Annotated in this window: 16 protein-coding genes and 2 pseudogenes; 7 read left to right on the top strand and 11 right to left on the bottom strand. The window is 46.5% G+C overall.

Annotated elements, in window-relative coordinates:
• Positions 1 to 49 precede the first annotated feature (49 nt).
• The 6 genes from OCV50_RS15460 to uraH all read right to left on the bottom strand — a co-directional run bounded on the left by OCV50_RS15460 (position 50) and on the right by uraH (position 9,652).
• Entirely contained in the window at positions 50 to 2,446 is a 2,397-nt protein-coding gene (locus tag OCV50_RS15460; RefSeq protein ID WP_261904805.1) for a hypothetical protein, read from the bottom strand.
• A gap of 129 nt (positions 2,447 to 2,575) precedes the next feature.
• Positions 2,576 to 3,814 carry an alpha-xenorhabdolysin family binary toxin subunit A gene (locus OCV50_RS15455; protein WP_239839260.1) on the bottom strand — a complete coding sequence of 413 codons (1,239 nt, stop codon included), beginning with the start codon at positions 3,812 to 3,814 and terminating at the stop codon, positions 2,576 to 2,578.
• A 725-nt stretch (positions 3,815 to 4,539) separates the two neighbouring features.
• Positions 4,540 to 5,901, bottom strand: a complete 1,362-nt coding sequence (locus OCV50_RS15450) for an 8-oxoguanine deaminase (protein WP_261904804.1) — start codon at positions 5,899 to 5,901, stop codon at positions 4,540 to 4,542.
• 192 nt (positions 5,902 to 6,093) lie between these two features.
• Positions 6,094 to 7,530, bottom strand: a complete 1,437-nt coding sequence (locus tag OCV50_RS15445; protein ID WP_261904803.1) for a purine permease — start codon at positions 7,528 to 7,530, stop codon at positions 6,094 to 6,096.
• 228 nt (positions 7,531 to 7,758) lie between these two features.
• Positions 7,759 to 9,102 carry an NCS2 family permease gene (locus tag OCV50_RS15440; protein WP_032553527.1) on the bottom strand — a complete coding sequence of 448 codons (1,344 nt, stop codon included), beginning with the start codon at positions 9,100 to 9,102 and terminating at the stop codon, positions 7,759 to 7,761.
• A 196-nt stretch (positions 9,103 to 9,298) separates the two neighbouring features.
• Positions 9,299 to 9,652 carry a hydroxyisourate hydrolase gene (gene uraH, locus OCV50_RS15435; RefSeq protein ID WP_261904802.1) on the bottom strand — a complete coding sequence of 118 codons (354 nt, stop codon included), beginning with the start codon at positions 9,650 to 9,652 and terminating at the stop codon, positions 9,299 to 9,301.
• 398 nt (positions 9,653 to 10,050) lie between these two features.
• Between uraH and puuE the strand changes: the two genes are divergently transcribed.
• From puuE to OCV50_RS15405, 7 genes and pseudogenes are all read left to right on the top strand, one after another.
• On the top strand, positions 10,051 to 10,965 hold the full coding sequence (gene puuE / locus OCV50_RS15430; protein WP_239839256.1) for an allantoinase PuuE: 915 nt from the start codon (positions 10,051 to 10,053) through the stop codon (positions 10,963 to 10,965).
• Positions 10,966 to 11,039: 74 nt separating this feature from the next.
• Positions 11,040 to 11,555: a 2-oxo-4-hydroxy-4-carboxy-5-ureidoimidazoline decarboxylase gene (uraD, locus tag OCV50_RS15425; RefSeq protein ID WP_032553523.1), complete on the top strand. Its 516-nt coding sequence runs from the start codon at positions 11,040 to 11,042 to the stop codon at positions 11,553 to 11,555.
• A 123-nt stretch (positions 11,556 to 11,678) separates the two neighbouring features.
• Positions 11,679 to 12,665, top strand: coding sequence for an allantoicase (gene alc, locus OCV50_RS15420; protein ID WP_261904801.1), 987 nt, complete (start codon positions 11,679 to 11,681; stop codon positions 12,663 to 12,665).
• A 14-nt stretch (positions 12,666 to 12,679) separates the two neighbouring features.
• Entirely contained in the window at positions 12,680 to 13,240 is a 561-nt protein-coding gene (locus tag OCV50_RS15415) for an ureidoglycolate lyase (protein ID WP_261904800.1), read from the top strand.
• Positions 13,241 to 13,254: 14 nt separating this feature from the next.
• Positions 13,255 to 14,197: pseudogene (locus OCV50_RS15410) on the top strand (urate hydroxylase PuuD); the annotation flags it as partial.
• Positions 14,198 to 14,310: 113 nt separating this feature from the next.
• Positions 14,311 to 14,586 (top strand): annotated as a pseudogene (locus OCV50_RS23310) (urate hydroxylase PuuD); the annotation flags it as partial.
• Positions 14,587 to 14,822: 236 nt separating this feature from the next.
• Positions 14,823 to 15,479 (top strand): hypothetical protein, encoded by a 657-nt coding sequence (locus OCV50_RS15405; protein WP_261904798.1) that lies wholly within the window; start codon positions 14,823 to 14,825, stop codon positions 15,477 to 15,479.
• A 71-nt stretch (positions 15,480 to 15,550) separates the two neighbouring features.
• On the opposite strand, the gene OCV50_RS15400 is transcribed toward OCV50_RS15405, so the two are convergent.
• The 5 genes from OCV50_RS15400 to xdhA form a co-directional block, all read right to left on the bottom strand.
• A complete protein-coding gene (locus tag OCV50_RS15400; RefSeq protein ID WP_261904797.1) occupies positions 15,551 to 16,429 on the bottom strand; it encodes an AEC family transporter in 879 nt (292 codons plus the stop codon).
• Positions 16,430 to 16,701: 272 nt separating this feature from the next.
• The gene (guaD, locus tag OCV50_RS15395) at positions 16,702 to 18,036 is read right to left on the bottom strand and encodes a guanine deaminase (protein WP_239839250.1); all 1,335 of its coding nucleotides are present in this window, start codon (positions 18,034 to 18,036) and stop codon (positions 16,702 to 16,704) included.
• Positions 18,037 to 18,095: 59 nt separating this feature from the next.
• A complete protein-coding gene (gene xdhC, locus OCV50_RS15390) occupies positions 18,096 to 18,974 on the bottom strand; it encodes a xanthine dehydrogenase accessory protein XdhC (RefSeq protein WP_261904796.1) in 879 nt (292 codons plus the stop codon).
• 120 nt (positions 18,975 to 19,094) lie between these two features.
• Positions 19,095 to 21,485 (bottom strand): xanthine dehydrogenase molybdopterin binding subunit, encoded by a 2,391-nt coding sequence (xdhB, locus tag OCV50_RS15385; RefSeq protein ID WP_261904795.1) that lies wholly within the window; start codon positions 21,483 to 21,485, stop codon positions 19,095 to 19,097.
• Positions 21,478 to 22,923, bottom strand: coding sequence for a xanthine dehydrogenase small subunit (gene xdhA / locus OCV50_RS15380; protein WP_261904794.1), 1,446 nt, complete (start codon positions 22,921 to 22,923; stop codon positions 21,478 to 21,480). The genes xdhB and xdhA overlap by 8 nt, the downstream gene beginning before the upstream one ends.
• Between the last annotated feature and the right edge of the window lie 21 nt (positions 22,924 to 22,944).

Raw genomic sequence — 22,944 nt, 5'->3', positions numbered from 1 at the left:
GTGCTCTCCTGTGAGAACCTAAGTTTTTCTGGTCAAAAACAGGCTGTCTTTAATGAGAACAACTGTTGCCATTGGGGATACCACTACCAAGGAACTCGACACGAATCTGTTCGACATCTTTAAGGTAATGGTTGTTGGCTTGGTCGGTTTTATCAAAGTTGTTGAGCGTGACATTCCAAGAAGAGAATGGCGTTGGTTGGAAATACGCGTACTCAAACTTATTCGCCACAGAGCCATCAGTGATGATGCTTACGTCATTGGTGGTTGGATCATCAAGGCGGTAGTAGAATGCGCGCGACACAGGGTTAGAGCTGAACTGGTAGTCCTGATTCTCATATCGGTCAGCATAGGCACCAGAACTGGAAACTCGCAAGTTAAGTTGCTTGCCGTAAGGTAAGTTTTCACCTTCAAGGAACACTCGAACGGTAGAGAGCCTAACGCGGTCAAATGAACAGAGTTGAACTTGCTCTAGTGGAATCGTGAAGTTCAATTCCCCTGTATTGGCAAAGCTTTCCAACTGCTCTGGGCTAGAGATGGTGTAATTATCAATAGTGAAGTCTTGTGGCGCAGGCTGGAATGAAGATAGAGCATTCACATACTCACTTTCGATAGAGGCCAAGTCAAATTGATAGTCTAGGTAGCTCTTGTTCAGAGAAGGGGTGATCTCGCTTGGTTTCAATGCCCAGTATTCGTATGCTTGAACGTAGTTCGATAGAGCAACGTACATCGGACGCTTGAAGTGCATTAAAACTCTAGAAAGTTCACGTTCAACGGATTCAAAGCCAGCACTGTCTAGCTGATAACCATCAATGGCTGCGTTCAGTCGTTGCTGTTGATTGACAGTGACATTATTGGTTAATAGCAGGTCAACCAGTTTTACTTGCTCATGGGCAAAGTTAAGCTGAGTGATGTTGATGGCTTTGCCGAGTAGGACTTGTTTCTCAAGCTCTAACAGATACTGCCTTGCGCCTTTAATACCTAAGCTATCAGCATATCTGAGATTGCTGCGAATCTCTGTGATCATCAGATCCCATGCAAGATTACTCTCATTGAGTGTTGGGATATTAAAGTTAAAGCTGTCCATCGCTTCCGATACTTTTTGGAATTTGATGGCAGACTTAACATCGTTAGTCAGCTGTGAAATACCAGAAATCGTTTTGGTCACACTATCAATAATACCAGTGACAGATTTAATGTTGGTAACGAGGTTCTTTGCCTTTTCCAGTGCTTCAGGTGTTTTTGCTAGCTGCTCGGTTAAGTCATTCACTCCAGAAAGATTGCCTGTGAACACACCACTGACCGCACTTCCGATTTCCGCTATCGCCTTGAATATCGCTAAAGCGGCATTGAGTTGTTGTTGCGTTTTCCAATTCTCTACCCCCACTAGGTAGGTGGTTCTGGCATCAAGGGTAACAAGCTCTTGTGCTTTGTATTGAGCGTCGATTTCGGTCAGGCTATCACCGATTTTATCTATGTTGGACTGAGTTTGCGTGATGATCGAGCTTTGAGCTCTAAGAACGTCCTCAATGTTAGCGAGCGCTAACTTAGCTGCTTCAATCTTGTCCTCAATAACGGTATTTCTGTCTTGAATAATATCCCATTGTGTTTGATAGGCGATCATGGCGTTCAGATACGCCTCATACTTGTCTTGGTATAAAACTTTGTCGAGATATGGGACGTAATTGCTCTCTTTGGTGCTGAAGCTAATGAACTGTTTGAAAGCGACGGTTTGCAGGTACAGATCTGAAAGAATCGGGTCATCCTCAACAACGGAACCAGCGTGGCGCAAGCTTTGCTCAATCCAGTTGATGAGATCGAGACTAAGCTCGGGGTTCGTATCGAATAGCGTGGCGGCCATATCAAAAGAGCGATTAACAATGTCGGCAAACGGATCGGATGCCAGTTTCATTTGCCCAGTAATGTTGGAGTCGATAGTGGTTCTTCGATAATGCGAACCAGCCAATACCACAGACGTACCATTGCCTTCTTCACCTGAAACGGCGTCTCGGGTGATACTGCCATCACTTTGGAAGGCCAATACATTAATTGGTGTTTCGATCTCTCCCGCGATAACAGACACGGATGCTGCAGAGCCTTGTTGCCCAAGCACAAATGTCGGGGTGCCTCGACCAACAATCTTGCGTGCAAAAATGAGGATGTTTTGATTATTGACGACTAAGTTGAAGTTCTCAGGTACCTCTATGGTATCTGCAAAAACGACGATTTTTGAAGGTTTGGTAACGTAAAGGTTCTGCTGTGCAATCCAATCACTAAGGTTGATATGTAAGTCTGATGTAGATCGAGTTAATACGCCCACCTCTGAATAGGCAGATTGAATCCATGTTGGGTATTCAGTGGAGTTTGGTAAATTATTCAACTCTAGCCAATCACTAGCAAAAGCCTGTTGAGAAAATGAAAGAGCAATAACAATAGGTAGAAGTCTCATATTAAAATCCTGTCGAAATGAGTATTACCAAATTTTGGGTAGCAGAAGCCGCACCTTATTGTTATAAGGCGTGGCTCTATTATTTGGCTTAATTTATTAGGGTTATTATTTTATCGAGCTGGAAGTAGACTATTCCATTTTCTGAATATAGGCGTTATTTGCAAATGCCTTGGCTTTTTCACTGATATTATTCCAGTTCATTTCGGCTACCGATGTATTGGCTAGAGCGCCTATTGCGCCAAGCATTGCATCATCTTTCATGATGTCAGCATTATTCTGAGCTTCATCTAATGCAGCAAGCAACGAGGTGAAATCTGAATTCATTTTCTGCCAGTTGAGCTTCAATTCATTAATATGTGGAATTGCGTTTTCAATCTGCTGAGAAATTATATCGATGCTTTCTGATGAACGATGGTAAGAGTTGTATATTTTCTGAGTGTAAGTTAATTGATCTTGAAGATCATCCACCTCTTTTTGTAGCTCATTACGAAGCTTACGTGCCTTCTCTGCTTTGTCGCCATATACACCCATAATAGGCACTGCCACCATCGGGAACCAAGCATAAGTGACTGCAGTTGAAGCGACAGTAACGTAGTGAGTGTAGTCTTTATTCAGCTGAGCAATACGAGCATTTATGTCGTTCACTCTCTGTTGTAACGCACTGCCATCATCACTCAGATAACCGTTATGTGTGCCTTCCAACACATCCAATTGCAGCTTTTGAGTGTCTAATGTGGCAGAAAACTCCAGTAAATTATCGCCTACATCAGACACCTCTTGCTGGTATCTCATAGAGAAATTTTGCAGGCTTTTTAGGTAAGCAATCGCCATTTTTCTATTGCGCTCAACAGCTTCAATGTCTTCTGGTAGTGGTGAGAAGGCTTTGTCTAACATTTCATTGAGCGCATTACTTAACGGTTTAAGCATGTAGTCTTTGATTTGTGCGTAATTGGACAAGCTTAATGAGAGGTTAACAATGCTTGGATAGAGGTCTTTTTTCCAATAGAAGGCGGTATCGTGAATATTAGAGTACTGTTCAACGAGTGCTTGGAAGTTGGAGAAAGGGATATCATTGGGGATGCCGAGCGTAGATTTCATACTCGCTTCAGTTACAGGTAGCGCCAATGCACCCTCTACATAGGCTTGGATTTGGTACCACTCTTGTTGTTTGAGAATAAAGTTGTCGGTATCTAAATCGATAAAGACACCATTCTCACCAATGATCGTTTCGTAGGTCACTTGAGGTATATTTTGTTCAACCGACGCTTGGTTTATTTGAATTGAGGCTGCTTGAGAAGTGAGTGCAAAAGAGGAAAGTAGCCCAATGGAAATCGAAGATAATACAAGTGTCTTAGTGATTTTTTTCATTTTTTAACCCTGCTTGATCTGTTATTAGATTTGTTCAAAGACAATAATACCCCTACCACTTTTCTGGTATTTTTAAATATTTATAAGGTGTTATTGAATAGTTTTTATTTGTTATTACTTGTAGTAATTATGTGGTTTTTAAATTTCCCTCCTCTAATGTGAATTTTGTTTTTATAAGATTCGCTCAATCTATAGCAGATTTATAATGAAAAGTTCTATTCAGATCACATATTTGAATTCACATTGATCGTTTGTTGATCTATGGGTTTAAGTGATATTTAAGTCATTTATTCTGTTTTTCTTCTCAGGCTAGGCATATAAAGGCCTCAATAGAATTTTATTCTATGCATTGTCGCTTTAAGTGATAAATCTATAATTATCGATTGTTTTGTGGTTATTACCAAATCTGTTGATTCATTTCATGAATATATAATTAGAACGATCGTTTTAAATTTGATCTGTGCCAAATAATGCGCGTGCTTTATATTAATTAAAAGGTAAATTAGTATTCATTAAATTAGTTTGTTTTTTATTAGTTTATTATTATGTTTTCGTTTTCAAAGTAGGAAATATTCAAAAAAGATATAAATGAAGATATGGTTGAGGGAAGCTTTCATCAGGAAAGGGTGAGCAATCAAAGCAGAAGATAAAGATGTTTGCGTGAAATGTGTATCGCTTTGTCTATCACGGTCATCTACTCAGACTGTGATAGACAAAGATGAACGCTAGTGGTTTTTCATTGCCATACCAAGTTTCATTGCGGCAGCATGGTGGCGGTGCATTAGATGTTCCATATCCACACCGATGACCGTACCATCATTCACTCTCCATTGTCCGGCTACCATGACTTTATCTGCTTGCTGGGCACCACACAAAAGCAGTGCGGCGAGCGGATCATGACTGCCAGAGAAACGAATATCATCAAGCTTGAACATAGCGATATCGGCTTGTTTACCAACCTCAATAGTGCCGATGTCAGAGCGTCCCATCGCACGTGCGGAACCGGATGTTGCCCAGCGCAGTGCATCAAAATGCGAGACATTGGCAGAGCCGTACTGCAGCCTTTGCAGATACATTGCCATGCGTACTTCGGCAATCATGTTGGAGCCATCATTGGACGCTGAACCATCAACGCCGAGACCCACTTTTACGCCTGCAGCTTCAAGGTCGTTGTTTTTGCAGATGCCAGAAGCGAGCATCATATTCGACGTAGGGCAATGGCTAATACCGACGCCAGCCGTCCCTAAGCGTTTTATCTCTTCAGGGTTGAAGTGGATACCATGAGCTAGCCATGTTCGATCATTGAGCCAGCCAACGTCTTCGAGATAATCAACAGGACGTAGACCAAACTTCTCAATACAAAAATCCTCTTCATCGAGGGTTTCGCAGAGGTGAGTGTGCATCATTACGTTTTCACGCTCACTGATCTTAGCAGTCTCTTTCATCAAGTCAGTGGTGACCGAAAATGGTGAGCAAGGGGCGAGAGCGATTTGAACCATCGCGCCTTCATCTCGCTGGTGGTAGTCACGAATCAGGCGCTCGCTATCGTCGATGATGGCTTGTTCGGTCTGAATGGTGTGTCTTGGCGGAAGTCCACCTTCATCTTCTCCTAGACTCATCGAACCTCGGGTAAAGATAGCCCTAACACCGAGCTTCTCGGCGGCTTCGACTTGCAGATCAATTGCATGTTCAAGCCCATTGGGGAGTAGATAATGGTGATCGGATGCGGTGGTGCAGCCCGACATCATGAGCTCAACGAGCGCGAGTTCCGTTGCTAGGCTCATCATCTCAGCATCAAGGTTTGCCCAAACTGGGTAGAGGCTTTGCAGCCAATGGAACAGCTCTTTATTCAGCGCGCCTGGATAGGCACGAGTAAGGGTTTGATAGAAGTGATGGTGGGCATTAATAAGCCCCGGGGTGACAACATGACGTGAGGCATCAACGCTATAATCGACAGGTAAGGTAGGCTCTTTGTGTTTACCTACCAGTTCAATGATTTTATTGCCTTGAATGACAATCCCGCCTTCGGCATCAGCTTGTGAGCCAGTGTAGATTGCGAGTGGATTCTTAATCCAGATGGTTTCCATTCATAATAGTCCTTAGCCATCTCAGCCTTTTCAGGGAAGAGGGTCTTTGGTTTTGTATTGTTAGTGATAAGGGTGATAAAGCAGTGTATTGATTCAACACACTGCAGTATTCTGTTTAAGTAATGTGAGTGCACACTTACTCATTATCTATTTGAGTCGTTAAGCCTTAAGTCGCTAGCCAGATTAAGCGCTTTAGTTTGCTTTTACTTCCGTTGTCTCGGTTTGTTCTTTTTGCTGCAGTTCAGCGTGTTCTTCTCGTTCTACCTGCTCGTGCATTTCTGCTTGTTCTTGGATTTCTAATTGAACTTGAGCTTGGCTCTCTGCTAGCGCTTCTTGCTCTTCTGCTTTTGATGACTTCGGCAAAATTAGATTAAGCAGTACGGTCATGATGGTGCCGGTAGTAATGCCTGAGTGTAGGAAGTTGGCTAAATCATGAGGTAAGTGTTGTAGCAGCCTTGGTTCGAACGTGACCGCTAGCCCAGAAGCAAGACCAACACAAATCACAAGGGCGTTTCGTTTGGTGTCCGCCGCCTTTATCAGCATGCGAATACCTGCGTAAGCAATCATTCCGAACATCACAAAGCCGACACCACCTAATACTGGCTTAGGGATAGTAACGGCAATAGCGGCGAGTTTTGGGAATAGACCACCGAGGATAAGTAAGCCGCCCGTTGCCGCAACCACATAGCGACTCGCAACTCCAGTGATACCGACAATGCCGACATTTTGGCTGAATGATGCCAACGGCATTGCGGTTAAAACAGAGGAAAGTGTGCTACCGAGGCCATCGCCTAATAGGCCGCGTTTTAGATCTTTACCGCTGACTTGGGTTTGGCAGTTATTGCCAAGTGCCATGAAATCGCCCGTCGCTTCAGCAATCACGACGATGTACACCAAGCTCATGCTAATAATGGCACTCATTGAGAATGTGAAGCCATACTTGAATGGCTCGGGGCCGCCAATCCAAGCTGCAGAGCTAATTTGGTCGAGGTTTACCATGCCAAGTGATAGCGCCACTATGTAGCCGCCAGCAAGCCCGATCACGATGGCCGATGCAGCGACAGCGCCTCTACAGTAGACAGAGACACAAACCACAATCCCTAAAGAGACCAGCGCGAGAAAGAGTTTCGGGAGTGTGGCGAATTGTTCACTATTGGCTGGAGAGTCTCCGACCCAGTTCATGGCAACCGGTAAAATGGTTAAGCCGATCAAGGTCACTACGACACCACTTACTACGGTAGGAAACAGTTTCCTCACCTTATCCATGTAAAAACTGGCCGCAATCACTACGAATGATCCGATCAATGCTGAGCCCATAATTGCGCTCACGCCACCTTCATTACCAATCGAGATTGCTACGCCGAGGAAGGCGAAGCTAGAGCCCATCACCACCGGTAAGCGGATACCAATTGGGCCGAAACCGAGACACTGCGCGACGGTGACAATTCCCGATGCCAATAAGGCTGCATTAATAAGTGAGACGATTTCAGTGTTGGGCAAACCAATGGATGCGCCAACAATCAATGGTACTGCAACGATCCCACCAATAGAGGCAAGCATATGTTGTAGTGCAAGTAGGAGGGTAAGCCCATGAGGCGGTCTTTCATTTAGGGTATACAGAAGTTTCATTTGATATTCCTCTGTTTGTGTTTATGTGCACAAGCGAATGACAGTCAAACAATGACTTCTACAAACTGCGTAGGGTCATAAAAAAGGTGCACGACAAGCGCATAGACACGCTATTGGCGCCGTACAATTAGCTTTCTTAAAAAGTGATATGAGCGCCTGGCTTGATTGATGGATAAACCAAGCGCTCATGGTGTGTGACTCAATGGCGGTTAACTAATAAACAGTCACTTAGCCAATGAACACCAATTTAGCGATGAAGATAGCCGCTAAGAAATACATAGAGATAGAGACATCTTTCGTCTTACCTGTTGCCAGCTTTAATACCGTGTAAGTGATAAAGCCAAGCGCAATACCATTCGCGATTGAGAAAGTGAGCGGCATCATCAAAGCGGTGATGGCTGCTGGTGCACCGTTGGTGAAGTCTTTCCAGTCAACGTGCTGCATGCTGCTCATCATCACAAACGCTACGTAGATTAGCGCACCTGAAGTCGCATACGCTGGAATCATACCAGCAAGTGGTGATAGGAAAATTGCGGCTAGGAATAGCGCGCCAACCACAATTGCAGAAAGGCCTGTACGAGCACCTGCCGCAACACCGGCTGCACTCTCAACGTAACTGGTTACAGGAGGACAACCCACACAAGCTCCGGCAACACTCGAAATACTGTCGGCCTTTAATGCCTTGCTCAAACCTTCAATCTTGCCCGTTTCTGGGTTAGTTAGATGCGCACGCTCCGCAACACCCATTAATGTACCCGCGGTGTCGAACATGTTGACAAAAAGGAAGGCTAAGATAACGCTGATCATAGACACGTTCAGTGCGCCAGCGATGTCCATTGCCATAAAGGTTGGCGCTAAACTTGGTGGCGCTGCGAAGAAGCCGTTGTATTGCACTAGACCTAACATCATGCCGATAAGCGTGACGCTCAAAATACCAATCAGTACGGCACCAAACACTTTGCGCTCACTCAGTACTGCGATAATTAGAAAGGCGATAGCAGCAAGCAATGCTTCTGGCTTGGTAAAGTCACCTAATGAGACCAAAGTTGCTGGGTTTTCGACGACAATACCTGCAGTTTTGAGACCAATAAGCCCTAAGAATAGCCCGACACCTGCGGTCATGGAGTAGCGTAAACTCTCTGGAATGCTCTCTATGATCCATTGACGAACCTTGTAGAAGCTCATCCCGACAAATAGCACACCAGAGATAAACACGGCTCCAAGCGCCACTTCCCAGCTATAACCCATTTCACTCACCACAGTGAATGAGAAGAAGGCGTTGAGGCCCATACCCGGCGCAAGGCCAACCGGCCAGTTAGCAAATAACCCCATTAACAGACAGCCAATCGCTGCACCAATACAGGTTGCGACGAACACCGCGCCAGAATCCATGCCGGATGCCGCCATGATCTGTGGATTAACGAAGATGATGTAAGCCATGGTTGCGAAAGTGGTCACGCCACCAACCAATTCATTTTTTACACTGCTTCCGTGGGCCTTAATTTTAAAAAACTTCTCTAAAATTCCGTTATTCGCATCTTGGTTGAGTATTTCAGTTTTACTCTCACTCATGTCAGCAAGTCCTTTTATGTTGTGATCCATGTATTGAATACAGCGAGATTTCAATATTAAGGTTTCATGTGTTTAAGGTGATTTCTCTTTCTTGGGCACGAACAAGCCTGACCAAGCTCGCTGACGATATCGGTTAGCGAAGGCCTAGCAAAAAAATAAGTGCGGCTAAATTTCCTTTATATGTCTTTTATTGGGGTTAACTTCCGCGATATGTCGAGAAGCTGTAAGGGGACACTAAGAGGGGGACATGGTAATGCGCATCTGGGTCGTCAAGACCGAAACGAATCACGACATCATCTAAGAAAGGCACGCCATCAAGTTCGATGCCTTTGCTCTTATAGTAATCTGCCACATAGAACACCAACTGATACTTGCCTGGAACAAAGTCGTTACCAGCAAGAATGGGTGCATCGGTTCTGCCATCTGAGTTGGTCACAACCGTCGCCAGTTTTTCCGTTGAGCCTTCGTTTACCTTGTATAGCTCTACCTTGATCTCTGCTCCAGGTAGGCCGTGGGTGGTATCTAAAACATGTGTTGTTAATCTTCCCATAATCCTTCACGGCGCGTTGTCGCGTCCTGTCCTTATGCTGTGTTTCATCTGCGATTTTTTGCCTGACAAAATGAATGTCTGCTCACTTTGTCAGCACTAACTATGAACGAACTGTATACAATTAGTAAAGCCAATTGTAGAAAAAATGTTAACTTTAAGTCGGTTTTTTTATGCACCAAGTCTGTGCGATACCAATAAAATCTTGCACCATTGTTTATTAAGTTATTGTTTTTTAATGATCGTGGTTGCAATATTTAACTTTAATAACGAAATCTTTACATTAAGATAAATAATTGTATACAATGAATGTATGGGGTGAGGTTGCTCGCTGTTTTCAACTCATAGAGAAAACCTGTGAATGAGCGACTAAACCAAACACTAATGTTAGGAGTACTTGGATGAATAAGGATTATTCAAGAGATTTGATCGGGTATGGAGCGACCCCTCCAAATCCTCAATGGCCGGGTAATGCGCGTGTCGCGGTCTCCTTTGTATTGAACTACGAAGAAGGCGGTGAGCGTTGTCTATTGCATGGTGATGATGAGTCAGAAGCATTTCTTTCAGAGATCCCATCAGCACAACCGATCAAAGGTGAACGTCACATCAGCATGGAATCGATCTACGAGTACGGTAGTCGAGCTGGGGTTTGGCGTGTACTTCGCCTGTTTGATGAATATGAAATCCCATTAACCGTCTTTGCAGTTGCGATGGCGATCGAGCGCCACCCTGATGTCGCTAAAGCCATGATCGAAGCAGGTCATGAGATCTGTAGCCATGGTTACCGCTGGATTGACTATCAATATATCGATGAGTCTGAAGAGCGCGACCATATGGTGAAAGCGATTGAGATCATCCAACAAGTCACGGGTCAACGCCCGCTCGGCTGGTACACAGGCCGAACAGGTCCAAATACGCGTCGACTTGTCGCAGAAGAGGGTGGCTTTTTGTACGACTCTGATGCCTACGACGACGATCTACCATACTGGCATACCGAGACTGGCCGCCCACAACTGGTGATCCCTTACACCCTAGACGTCAATGATATGCGCTTTTCGACGGCGCAGGGCTTTAACTCTGGTGAGCAGTTTTTCCAATACCTGAAAGACACCTTTGATGCTCTTTATATGGAAGGTGAAACCGCACCGAAAATGATGTCGGTTGGGCTTCATTGTCGATTGGTGGGGCGTCCGGGGCGAATCATGGCGCTGAGACGTTTTCTAGATTACGTAAAACAACACGACAGCGTGTGGTTATGCCGTCGTATCGATATTGCCAATCACTGGCATGAACACCATCCGTATAAAGCGGGATAGTGAATAAAAAGCAGTAGTAACTAACAACGATAAAAACAACACAAGCAAAGAGAGCAATAGCAAGGAGGCTAACAGTGACAGTATTTCGATCATGCCAACCCACCAAAATGGCTCGCGATGAATTTGTCGCCCATTTTGCCGATGTGTACGAGCACAGCCCTTGGGTTGCTGAAGCGGTGTATGACCAAGGCTTAAATGCAGAAGATGATCATATCGAGAATCTGCACCTGAAGATGGCATCCACGCTTTTGCAAGCTGACCACGGCAAGCAGTTGGCTTTGATCAATGCTCACCCAGATTTAGCAGGTCGAGCAGCAGTAAATGGCGAACTTACAGAGTCGTCTACTAAGGAACAAGCGGGGGCGGGCATCGACAAATGCAGCGCCGAAGAATTTGAAAAATTCACTTCTTACAACAACAGCTACAAAAGTCGCTTCAACTTCCCTTTTATCATGGCGGTAAAGGGAGCCAATCGTTACCAAATTCTTGAGTCGTTCGAGATGCGATTAGGAAATGATAGTGAAACTGAGTTTGCTACGGCGATTCAAGAGATCAACAAGATCGCAATGTTTCGTCTCTGGGATATGTAGGTTAACGGAGTTAACAGCTATCTCAGAATCAACTTGATGCCTCAGCTATCTGAGTAGTCAGTCGCTGAAACATGAAGTTCTCATTTTATTATTACTTTATTAATTTCATAGGATTACACGGACATGACCCATAAATTTGAACAGTACATAAACCTTGCAGACGAAAAACTCGGTGCGGAAGCGACTTTCGCGACGGACGACTTTTTCGCTGATAAAAGCCGCCTACTTAGCCACGCCGCGCCAGTATGGAAAGATGATCTATACGACGACAATGGTAAGTGGATGGACGGTTGGGAAAGCCGTCGTAAACGTGGCGAAGGTTATGACTACTGTGTGATTCGCCTTGGTTTGGCTGGCACTATCGCAGGCGTTGATATTGATACTTCATTCTTTACGGGTAACTTCCCGCCTTCTGCATCGATTGATGCATGCTATTCACCACAAGGCGAGCCAACAGATTCTACCGAGTGGCAAGAGATCCTGCCTTCTATTGGTCTGCAAGGCGACCATCATCACCTTGAAGAGATTGAAAGTGACCAAGTGTTTACCCACCTGCGTCTAAACATTTACCCAGACGGTGGTGTTGCACGTCTGCGCGTTTACGGTCGCCCGAGCGTTGATTGGGATGCGATTGATGCGCAACAGCAAATCGATCTTGCAGCGGTTGAACATGGCGGACGCGCACTGGCATGTAGCGATGAGCACTATGGGAACAAAGCGAACATTCTTGGCCCAGGCCGCGGTGAAAACATGGGTGATGGTTGGGAAACCGCGCGTCGTCGTACACCGGGCAATGATTGGGTGATTGTTGCATTAGGCCACCCGGGTAACATCGAGCGTATTGTTGTCGATACTGCACACTTTAAAGGCAATTTCCCTGATAGCTGTTCAATTCAAGCAGCATACGTGAAAGGCGGTACCGACGACCAAGTTGAAACACAAAGCCTATTCTGGCGAGAGCTTCTGCCTGCACAAAAGCTTTCGGCACACAATATTCATGAATTTATTTCCGAAGTGAACGACCTTGGCGCTGTAACACACGTACGTGCCAACATCTTCCCTGATGGTGGTATTAGCCGTTTACGTCTATTTGGTACTAAAGCGAAATAGGTAAGGAAAAGAGTATGAGTAATGGAATACGTCGTTTAGTGATTGAGCCATTAACTAAGCAAGCTTTTGCTGAGTTTGGTGATGTTATCGAGTCAGATAACAGTGATTTTTTCATGATCAATAATGGGTCAACCCGCCGCTACCATAAGCTTGCGGCAACGGATGTGCAAGACCAAGGTGGAGAAGCCATCATTAGCATCTTCCAAGCCACACCGCTAAGTTACCCATTGACTATCGAGATGCTAGAGCGCCATCCCTTAGGCTCTCAGGCATTCGTTCCATTACTTGGTCAACCCTATTTAATTGTTGTCGCGCCAAAGGGCGAAAACCCGACACTAGCCAGCTGCCGAGCGTTTCTTAGTAACGGTCGTCAAGGCGTGAACTACCACAAAGGAGTGTGGCACCATCCCGTTCTCGCGCTTACCGATCAAGACCAGTTCTTGATTGTAGACAGAGGCGGCGAAGGCCATAACTGTGATGAAGTTTACTTTGACAGCGACCTCGTGGCACTGCACTTGGAAGACCTGCCGACGGACAACAATAAGGAAGAGCAGCGCGTTGAAAATGCGCTGTGATACAGGAGTTTATTATGGATCCGCATATTACAGAATGGTTGAATTTGGCGATTCGCTGGATTCACATGATCGTTGGTGTCGCATGGATCGGCGCATCATTCTACTTTGTTTGGCTTGAAAACAACCTAAACCGAGTAAACCCAAAAACTGGTCTATCTGGTGATTTATGGGCAATTCATGGTGGTGGTATCTATCACCTAGAGAAGTACAAACTTGCGCCACCAGAGATGCCAGAGCACCTGCACTGGTTTAAGTGGGAAGCTTACTTCACATGGATCACCGGTGTGTGTCTACTTGGAGTTGTTTACTACCTCAACGCCGAGATTTACCTGATTGCACCGGGCTCTGGCCTTGATTCGACAACCGCAATTGCTATTGGTATTGGTTCTTTTGTTGCTGGCTGGTTCATTTACGACCTATTGTGTGACTCTCCATTAGGTAAAACGCCAGTATTGCTTGGTATCGTGTTGTTCGTGCTGTTGGTGGCTGCAACCTACGGCTTAACTCAAGTATTCAGTGGCCGTGGTGCTTACATCCATGTTGGTGCGATTATCGGTACCATCATGGTAGGTAACGTATTCCGCGTGATCATGCCGGCGCAGCGCAATCTAGTGAAAGCGATTGAAGAGAAGCGCGAGCCTGATCCAGCTCTTCCAGCAAAAGGCTTGCTGCGCTCTCGTCACAATAACTATATGACGCTACCAGTATTGTTCATCATGATCAGTAACCATTTCCCAAGCACCTATGGTTCGGAGTACAACTGGTTGATTCTAGCGGGTTTGGCGGTATTCAGTATCTTGGTTCGCCACTACTTTAATACCCGACATGGTAGCCAGAAATTTGCTTGGACAGTGCCAGTGGCAGCTCTCGGAATGATCACGCTTGCGTTCGTTACCTCACCTTACGCGAAAAAGCAGATGACACCGACCCCAGTCGCCAAAGCGCCTGTGGTTGAGCAGGTACAAAGCAATGCTCAAGCTGCGCCAGTCGTAGAGGAAGTCGCGGCAGGAGCTGTGGAATCTGATAACGGCGCTCAGGCACAACAAACTGCAGCTACCAGTGTTCCAGCAACGTCGGACGCAGGCATTCGCTTTGAGACCATCAACCAGGTCATTCAAGAGCGCTGTTCGGTGTGTCACTCAGCTTCACCAACTCATGCCGCTTTTGCTGCGGCACCGGCTGGAGTGATCTTAGATACACCTGAAGAGATCAAAGCCAACGTACCGAGAATCATCGCTCAAACTGTTACTACGAAAGTCATGCCACTTGGAAACCTCACCCAAATGACAGACGACGAACGTGCACTGATTGGTGATTGGGCCGCACAAGGAGCGAAACTTCAATAATTTGTCCAGAATCCTTTACCTAAGAGCGTGAGTCTTAGGTGAGGCTTGGGGAGAGTTTGGTTACACGGGCACGCGCCAAACTCGTCCCACCCTGTTTCCCCGGTTCCTATACCGGGGCTTTTTGTTTTCTCTTCTTAGTCAGACATTTCTCTCTTTTCTGACGTGTTTCTTACACTCTTCAAGCAATTCATATTTACTATCGAAATACTCTTATTCATATAGGCAAGTGTCTAATTATGAAGCATTTCTTTGAAAGTGAGTTGATGCTCTCTAGCTCGCTTAACTTTGTTTTATTGTCTGTTGGGTTGACTCTTCTGCTGCATATCCCAATTTGGTGTGGGTTTAATCTGAGCCGAAGAAAGTGGAAGCGTATGGACTATTTATGGCCGTTTCTGGCAGGGATTGGCATGCTTGGCGCGGTTTCTGAGATTCGCGCTAAGGTTGCCGGTGATTGGGTGGAAACAGAACAGACAAGGGCCGTAGTGATTCTGGAGTCTATTGAGCAGTTTTCTCTTGAACGATTACGTGGTGATGTTTGTTCGGGTCAGCCCTCAGCAAGTGATCAAGCTGATTATCATCAAGCATGCATGTGGTACCTCGCAACCGCCAAAACCTTTAGAGGTGTTGATTTTTCTCTGCTGCCGAGCGCCAAAACATTAATGGTTCCAGCCCCTGATATTGCTTTGTTAGAGAGCGATTCTGTGTGGGTGAGTGGGATGCTAAATCAATACGAGAAGCAGAAAAATCAATACATCAAAACTCGGGAAGCGCAGCTTAAACAGCCGATAGAAAGCCTTTTCTGGTATGTTAGTCCTTACTTAGTCTGCTTTGCGATTGCGCTTCGTCTCACTAAGGTCACTGCCGAACTCAAACTGGACAAAGCGTCGTCGTAGTGGGTTGTGATAGCTTTCTCGCTCTAGGTCAAAACAATATTGTGTGATGTAACCTAGCCTACGTTGCGGTGTTACCCAAATGACAGTGCAAACGTCAGCAATATAGGCAGGGTCACTACGCTTAAGAAGTTCCCAAACAGCACCATAGACGCCACTTTAGGTGGCTCTACGTTAAAGCGTTCAGCAAACAAGTAATTCATCACTGCGGGTGGCAGCATGGTGAACAGAACCATCATTTGTAGATGCAGTGTTGGCAGTGGAATGAAAAAGTAGATGATGGCGAATGCGATAGCACCAGTGAACAGAGATTGAGCCGTACACAGTAAGCCCACTTTGAGTCCACTGAGTCTTAGGTTGACCATTTGTGAGCCAAGGGATAACAGCATGATAGGTACAGCAGCTTGGCCGAGTAGCGATGTTGCCTCGTAGATAGGGTTCCAAACTGCAACGCCAGACAAGTTGAGAGTCATTGCTACGGCTGCTGCAAGGAAAATCGGCATCTTGAAGATCTGTTTTATCGGGTTTCCTTCACTCAACAGCGCCAAGCCCAAGCTAATGTGGATGCAGGCAGAAACCACGAACAGCAGTACCGCTGGAGCGAGTGCGGTGTCACCAAAGGTGTAGGTGAATAGGGGAATCGCAAGGTTGCCACTATTGCGGAACATGTGCGGAGGGGCCCAAGCTTTGAAGTTGAGTTTAAAGATTTTACAGATAGGAATCATTAATAGAGCAGGCACTAATACCGCAACCAATGAGGCGGTAATCAGCGGCACTTGCTCTGTATCGAGTGGCATGGTCGTGAGCGACGCAAACACCAAAGCTGGGATGCACACATCCATATTAATGCGGTTGATAGGCTTGAAGTCGGGTTTGAGCCAACGACCCACGGCAAAGCCAGCAGCGGCGAGCGCAAAGACGGGAAACAGAATGCCAACAACCTGCTCGAACATAGAATTCCTTTTCTAAGTGACGGGTAAAGTAAGAGTGCGCTCACATGGTCAGGGAAGAGTGAGCAGCTTATATAAGTATCTTAAGTTACCAACATAAATTGCTTACGTCGTGGGCATTTAGCACACACTAGAGATTTAATTATTGTTATTTGATAAGGATGCAAAAAAGACCAGAAGCTGGGGGCGACTGGTCTTAGAAGGCTAGGCGAATCTGGACGGATTATTTGCAACGATTGTCGTTGGTACCTAGCAGGTGTTACTCGTTTTTAAGCCTAACTGACGAGTTTTTTGTATTCCTTGAAATTGGCGTCGTACGCCTTTTCTCCGTAGATATAAGTCTCGCTCACGGTTCTGTCATCGCCCAAGCTCATTAACACAAACAGCTTTTCTTCAAGATTTGTTGTTTGCTCCATTCTAAAACGCATTAACTGAGTTGCGTGCAAGTCGAGTACAACAAAGTCCGCTTCTTTGCCGATTTCCAGGTTGCCAATTTTATCTTCAAGGTGCAGAGAGCGAGCGCCGCCTAAAGTCGCTAAGAATAACGATTTAGCTGGGTGCAGTTTCTTGTGTTGAAGCTGCATGATCTTATACGCTTCACTCATGGTCTGGAGGATAGAGAAGCTCGTACCTGCGCCCACATCGGTACCCATACCAACACGGATTCCATGCTCTTCCATTTCCGGTAATCTAAACAGACCTGAGCCTAAGAATAGGTTTGACGTTGGACAAAAAGCGATGGCGGATTCGGTATCAGCTAGTCGTTTACACTCGCAATCAGACAAGTGAATGCCGTGTGCAAAAACCGAGCGTTTGTGCAGCAAGCCATAGTGGTCATACACATCTAAATAGCTGTCACGCTCAGGGAAGAGTGCTTTCACCCACTCAATCTCTTTCTCGTTTTCAGACAAGTGTGTGTGCATGTATACATCTGGGTACTCTTCCAAAAGCTTACCCACGGTTGCAAGTTGTTCTGGGGTACTGGTTGGTGCAAAGCGAGGTGTCACTGCATACAGCAAGCGACCTCGGTTGTGCCATTTATCGATCAGCTCTTTTGAATCGATGTAGCCAGACTCTGGTGTATCGGTGAGGTAGTCTGGCGCGTTGCGATCCATCAAAACCTTACCCGCAATCATACGCAGGTTACGTTTCTCTGCCTCTTCGAAGAACACGTTAACCGACTCTTTGTGCACGGTGCCGAACACAAGTGCGGTAGTAGTACCGTTGCTCGCCAGCTCGTCTAGGAATAGCTTCGCTACTTTGTGCGCGTAGACGGGGTTTTTAAAGCGTTTCTCTTCTGGGAAGGTGTAGTTCTCTAACCAGTCGAGAAGCTGTTCGCCGTAAGACGCGATCATTCCAGTTTGAGGATAGTGGATGTGCGTATCAATAAAGCCCGAGGTGATCAGCTTATCTTTGTACTCTTTGACATTGAGAGTTTTCGGTTGTCGAGCAAGCACTTCATCGGCATTGCCTAAATCAACCACATGGCCATTCTCAACTACTAAAATTCCGTCTTCGAAATACTCATATGACTCTTCTAAACCGACATCCTTTGGATCGGCCACGCTATGAAGAATACTGGCGCGATAAGCTTTGCGTTGCGTTGTCATGTCTACTTCCTTTTAATGCCCTCCAGTCACGTTATGGCGACGGGAGTCTGCGATTTGTGTTAGGCGATCTTCTCTTCCAGAGGCTGTTCGTCTACATCGCTTGTTTGGTTGGGATCGTTACGACCCTCAGTTTGATAATGTTGGGTAGGGCGTTTCTGTTCAAGCGCTTGCCCTTGATAGTGTGCGATTAGTTCACCGGCAACCGATACCGCGATTTCTGCCGGATGTTTTCCATTCACGGCACTGATACCAATAGGACAAATCATGGTGTTGATCTGATCTTGGTTATAGCCGCGCTGCTCTAAGCGGAAGTCGAATTTCTTACGCTTTGTTAGCGAGCCAATCATGCCGAAATAGCGACTGTCTTCACGATCAATGATGGCCTTGGCCAGATCGAAGTCCAACTGGTGGTTGTGCGTCATCACTAGGTAGTAACTGTTGGGTGGCATCTGTTTTACTTCACCGACAGGATCATCAGTGACGAGCTTCTTAACGCCTTGGGGTAAGGTATCTGGGAACACTTCTTCACGTTCATCAATCCAAGTCACGCGGAAAGGCAGGGTGGCAACAATGTGTAATAGAGCTTTGGCCACATGACCTGCTCCAAATAACACCAGATGGTTCTGCTGAGTACCAATCGGTTCGAAACTCAGAGTCGCCATGCCGCCGCAGCATTGGCCGAGGCGAGCACCAAGATTGAAACGCTCGACTTTAAGAGATTTCTCGCTGGCGATCAGCATCTCGCGTGCCATTTTGGTGGCAACATGTTCAAGGTGGCCGCCGCCAATGGTCGCAATGATACGATCGCGGGTGACCAGCATTTTTGTTCCAGCATCACGAGGAACAGAGCCTCTGTCTTCAAGAACCGTCACCATGACGCAAGGTTCGTAGTTCTCTTCCAGTTTTGCCAGTTCGTGAATCCAATTATCCTTAAACATACTTCCTCCAAAAGCTCCAACTTGATGCTTCTTACGCCAGCCTAAAGAGCTTCCTGCTCAATACTGCGGACTGGCGAGTGTCCTTGTTACCTGTTTGTCACACCTTGATGATGTTAATCACTACGCAGTCTCTTGTTCACTGTCTACCGACGCCTTTGCGGGCTCTGAAACGGCTTGAACGGCCATCAGAATGCGCTCTGGTGTCGCAGGTGTATTCAGTTTCGGAATGGCGCCATCGACCGCCACCGAGTTAATGGCGTCTTTGAGTGCACTCCACACCGACATCCCTAGCATAAACGGCGGTTCACCTACCGCTTTTGAATTGAACACAGTGTCTTCAGGGTTACTGCGGTTTTCCAATAGATGTGTTCTGAAATCGATCGGCATATCGGCAATTGCTGGGATCTTGTAACTTGCAGGGCCGTTGGTCATTAGACGACCTTGCTCATTCCATACCAACTCTTCGGTAGTCAGCCAGCCTGCGCCTTGCACAAAGCCACCTTCCACTTGGCCGATATCGATAGCAGGATTCAGTGAAGCGCCTACGTCATGCAGAATATCGACGCGTAGAATCTTGTTCTCACCTGTAAGCGTATCGATGATCACTTCAGAACATGACGCGCCGTAGGCGTAGTAATAGAACGGACGACCGCGCGCTTTTTCGTGATCGTAATAGATCTTTGGAGTGCGGTAGAAGCCAGTGCTGGAGAGCGAGATTTGGTTAAACCAAGCCAGTTCGACAAACGCGTTGAAGGTCATGATCTCGTCGCGGACCTGTACCATACCGTTCTTGAACACTACCTCTTCTTGCGAGACTTTGAAGTGCGAAGCTGCAAAGTCGATCAGTCGTTGCTTGATGGTTATTGCGGCGTTTTGCGCGGCTTTACCATTGAGGTCGGCGCCCGATGAGGCCGCGGTTGGTGATGTGTTCGGAACTTTGTCTGTGTTTGTAGCGGTGATCTGGATACGTTCGACATCGACTTGGAACTCCTCTGCAACGATTTGCGCCACTTTGATGTTCAAGCCTTGGCCCATTTCCGTACCACCGTGATTCAAATGAATACTGCCATCGGTGTAGATATGGATAAGTGCACCAGCTTGGTTCAAGAAAGTTGCGGTAAACGAGATGCCGAATTTCACCGGAGTGATTGCCAAGCCTTTTTTTAAGATAGGACTTTGCTTGTTGAACTCATCAATTTCTTTACGGCGAGCGTGATAGTCACTGCTGCGTTCAAGCTGTTCGGTTATCTCAGGAAGAAAGTTGTCTTCAACGGTTTGGTAGTAATGGGTCACGTTGCGGCCTTCTTCGCCGTAATAGTTCGCCTTACGTACTTCCAATGGATCTTTTTTCAGGTAACGAGCGATCTCATCCATGATGTGTTCAATGGTCATCATGCCTTGAGGGCCGCCGAAACCACGGTAAGCGGTGTTGGATGCAGTGTTGGTTTTGCAGCGGTGTCCAACGACGGTTGCATCGCCAAGGTAGTAGGCGTTGTCTGAGTGGAACATCGCACGGTCAACAATCGAGCTCGAAAGGTCAGGTGAGTAGCCACAGTTACCTGCTACGGTAATATCGGCACCTTGAATCACGCCGTTGTCGTCAAAACCAACCGTGTATTGGTTGTAGAATGGATGACGCTTACCCGTTTGCTGCATATCTTCATTGCGCAATAGACGCATTTTGGTTGGTCGACCCGTTAGACTCGCAATCACTGCAGCAATACAAGCAGGAGACGCGGCTTGGGTTTCTTTACCACCAAAGCCACCACCCATGCGGCGCATATCAATCACTACTTTGTGCATTGGCACACCTAGCACTTCTGCAACCAATTTTTGTACTTCGGTCGGGTTTTGTGTCGAGGTGTAAACAATCATCCCGCCGTCTTCGGTTGGCATTACGCTACTGACTTGAGTTTCAAGATAGAAGTGTTCTTGCCCGCCGATCTCAAGATCGCCAGATATCACATGTTTCGCTTTGGCTAACGCAGCTTTGGAGTCGCCGCGTTGTTGTGTATGGCTCTCTGTCACGAAGTGCTCTTTTGCCAACGCTTCTTTGACATCCAGAATCGCTGGCAGCTCTTCGTATTCAATAATGGCGGCGTGTGCGGCTTTGCGAGCGGTTTCTAAATCGTTGGCGGCTACGGCAATCACAGGTTGACCGTAATATTCCACTTTGCCGTCAGCCAGTAACGGATCACCCGGAAGAATCGCGCCGATATCCAGTTCACCCGGTACGTCTTTGGCTTGAATGGCAATGGCTACGCCGTCAAATTCGTAACATGGCGACACGTCGATCTTGGTAATCTTTGCGTGCGCTTGTGTGCTCAGACGCGCGTAAACGTGGAGTTGATTTGGGAACTCTAAACGGTCATCGATGTATACCGCTTCGCCCGTTACTTGCTTTGGTGCACTGTCGTGTTTAACGCTTTTACCCACGCCAGTTTTTAGATCTTGTTTTGCGATGGTCACCATCTCTTCGTGGGTCATCGCCTGTTTGTTTTTGTTAGACATAAGACGTTACCCTTGTTTCGATTTGATTGTGCTTGTTCTGCTGTTCAATGAAGTAACGGCGCAACATATTGGCGGCCGACAGTGAACGGTACTCTTGGCTCGCTCGAAAATCAGAGAGTGGCTCGAAGTCTTGATACAGTTCCTGCATCGCTTCTTTAATTGTAGCGTCTGTCCAAGGGCTGCCTAATAACGTATTTTCACAACGAGCGGCGCGCTTAGGCGTTGCAGCCATACCGCCAAAGGCGATGCGAGCGTGTGTTACCTTGCCTTCTTCGACCTGAATGTCGAAGGCGCCACACACGGCTGAGATGTCATCATCTAGACGTTTTGAGAGCTTGTAAGCGCGGAAACTATCGCTGCTCGGCTTAGGTATGATGATCTGCTCGATAAACTCACTCTCTTTTTGAGCTGTGACTTTATAGCTGATGAAGTAGTCTTCGATTGGCATAGTGCGTGATTCATCGCCACAACGTAGTTTGATCTTCGCATCTAACGCAATCAGTAGAGGAGGCGTATCACCGATAGGGGAGGCATTAGCTACGTTGCCGCCAATAGTGCCTTGGTTACGTACTTGCAGTGACGCAAAACGGTGAAGTAGCTCGCCAAAGTCGGGGTAGTGCTTTTTCAGAAGTGAGTAGGCGTCGCTGATTGGAAGGTTGGCACCGATGATAAGGTCAGTGTCGGTTTCTTCACACAGTTTCATGTCTTCGACAAGATTGACGCTGATAAGGGTTTCGATCTCACGGTGAAATTGCGTGACTTCGAGCGCTAAATCGGTACCGCCTGCAACCAGTTTAGCTTTCGGGTGAGCGATATACAGTTTCGCCAGCTCATCAATGCTTTTAGGAGAGAATGCAGTGAGATGACCTAAACGAAGGTTTGCTTCAGTGCCTTGAATGCTCTCAAGTTTTTCAATGGTTTTGCGTTCAAGTTCTGCGAATTGGTCGATAAGAGGTTGGTCTGTAGACAACGACATTGCAGCATCGACAATTGGTCGGTAGCCCGTACAGCGACATAGGTTACCTGCTAGCGACTCCATCACATCTTCTTTGCTAGCGTTAGGCTTATTTTTGCCGAGCGCGAACATCGACATGATGAAACCAGGCGTACAGTAGCCACACTGTGAACCATGAAAATCCACAACCGCTTGTTGTACAGGGTGTAAAGAGCGATCTCGGTTCTGCAGATCTTCTACGGTAATCAGCTGCTTCCCATGCAGAGCAGAAACAAATGTTAAGCATGAGTTGACCGAGCGATACTGCAATTGCCCGTTTACCACTTCACCTAATACCACAGTACACGCACCGCAATCACCAGAGCCGCAACCCTCTTTAGTCCCTGTCTTGTTGACGTGAGTACGTAGGTAATCAAGTACGGTCATATTCGGCGACAGATTGTCTTCGTGTCTTATTTCCTGATTGAGCAAAAAAGTAATCAAGAGACCTCCTTGTATATCGAC

Origin of the sequence: Vibrio fortis (assembly GCF_024347475.1) — a bacterium.
Classification (GTDB): Bacteria; Pseudomonadota; Gammaproteobacteria; order Enterobacterales; family Vibrionaceae; genus Vibrio; species Vibrio fortis.
This window is presented reverse-complemented; position numbering and strand designations above follow the sequence as displayed.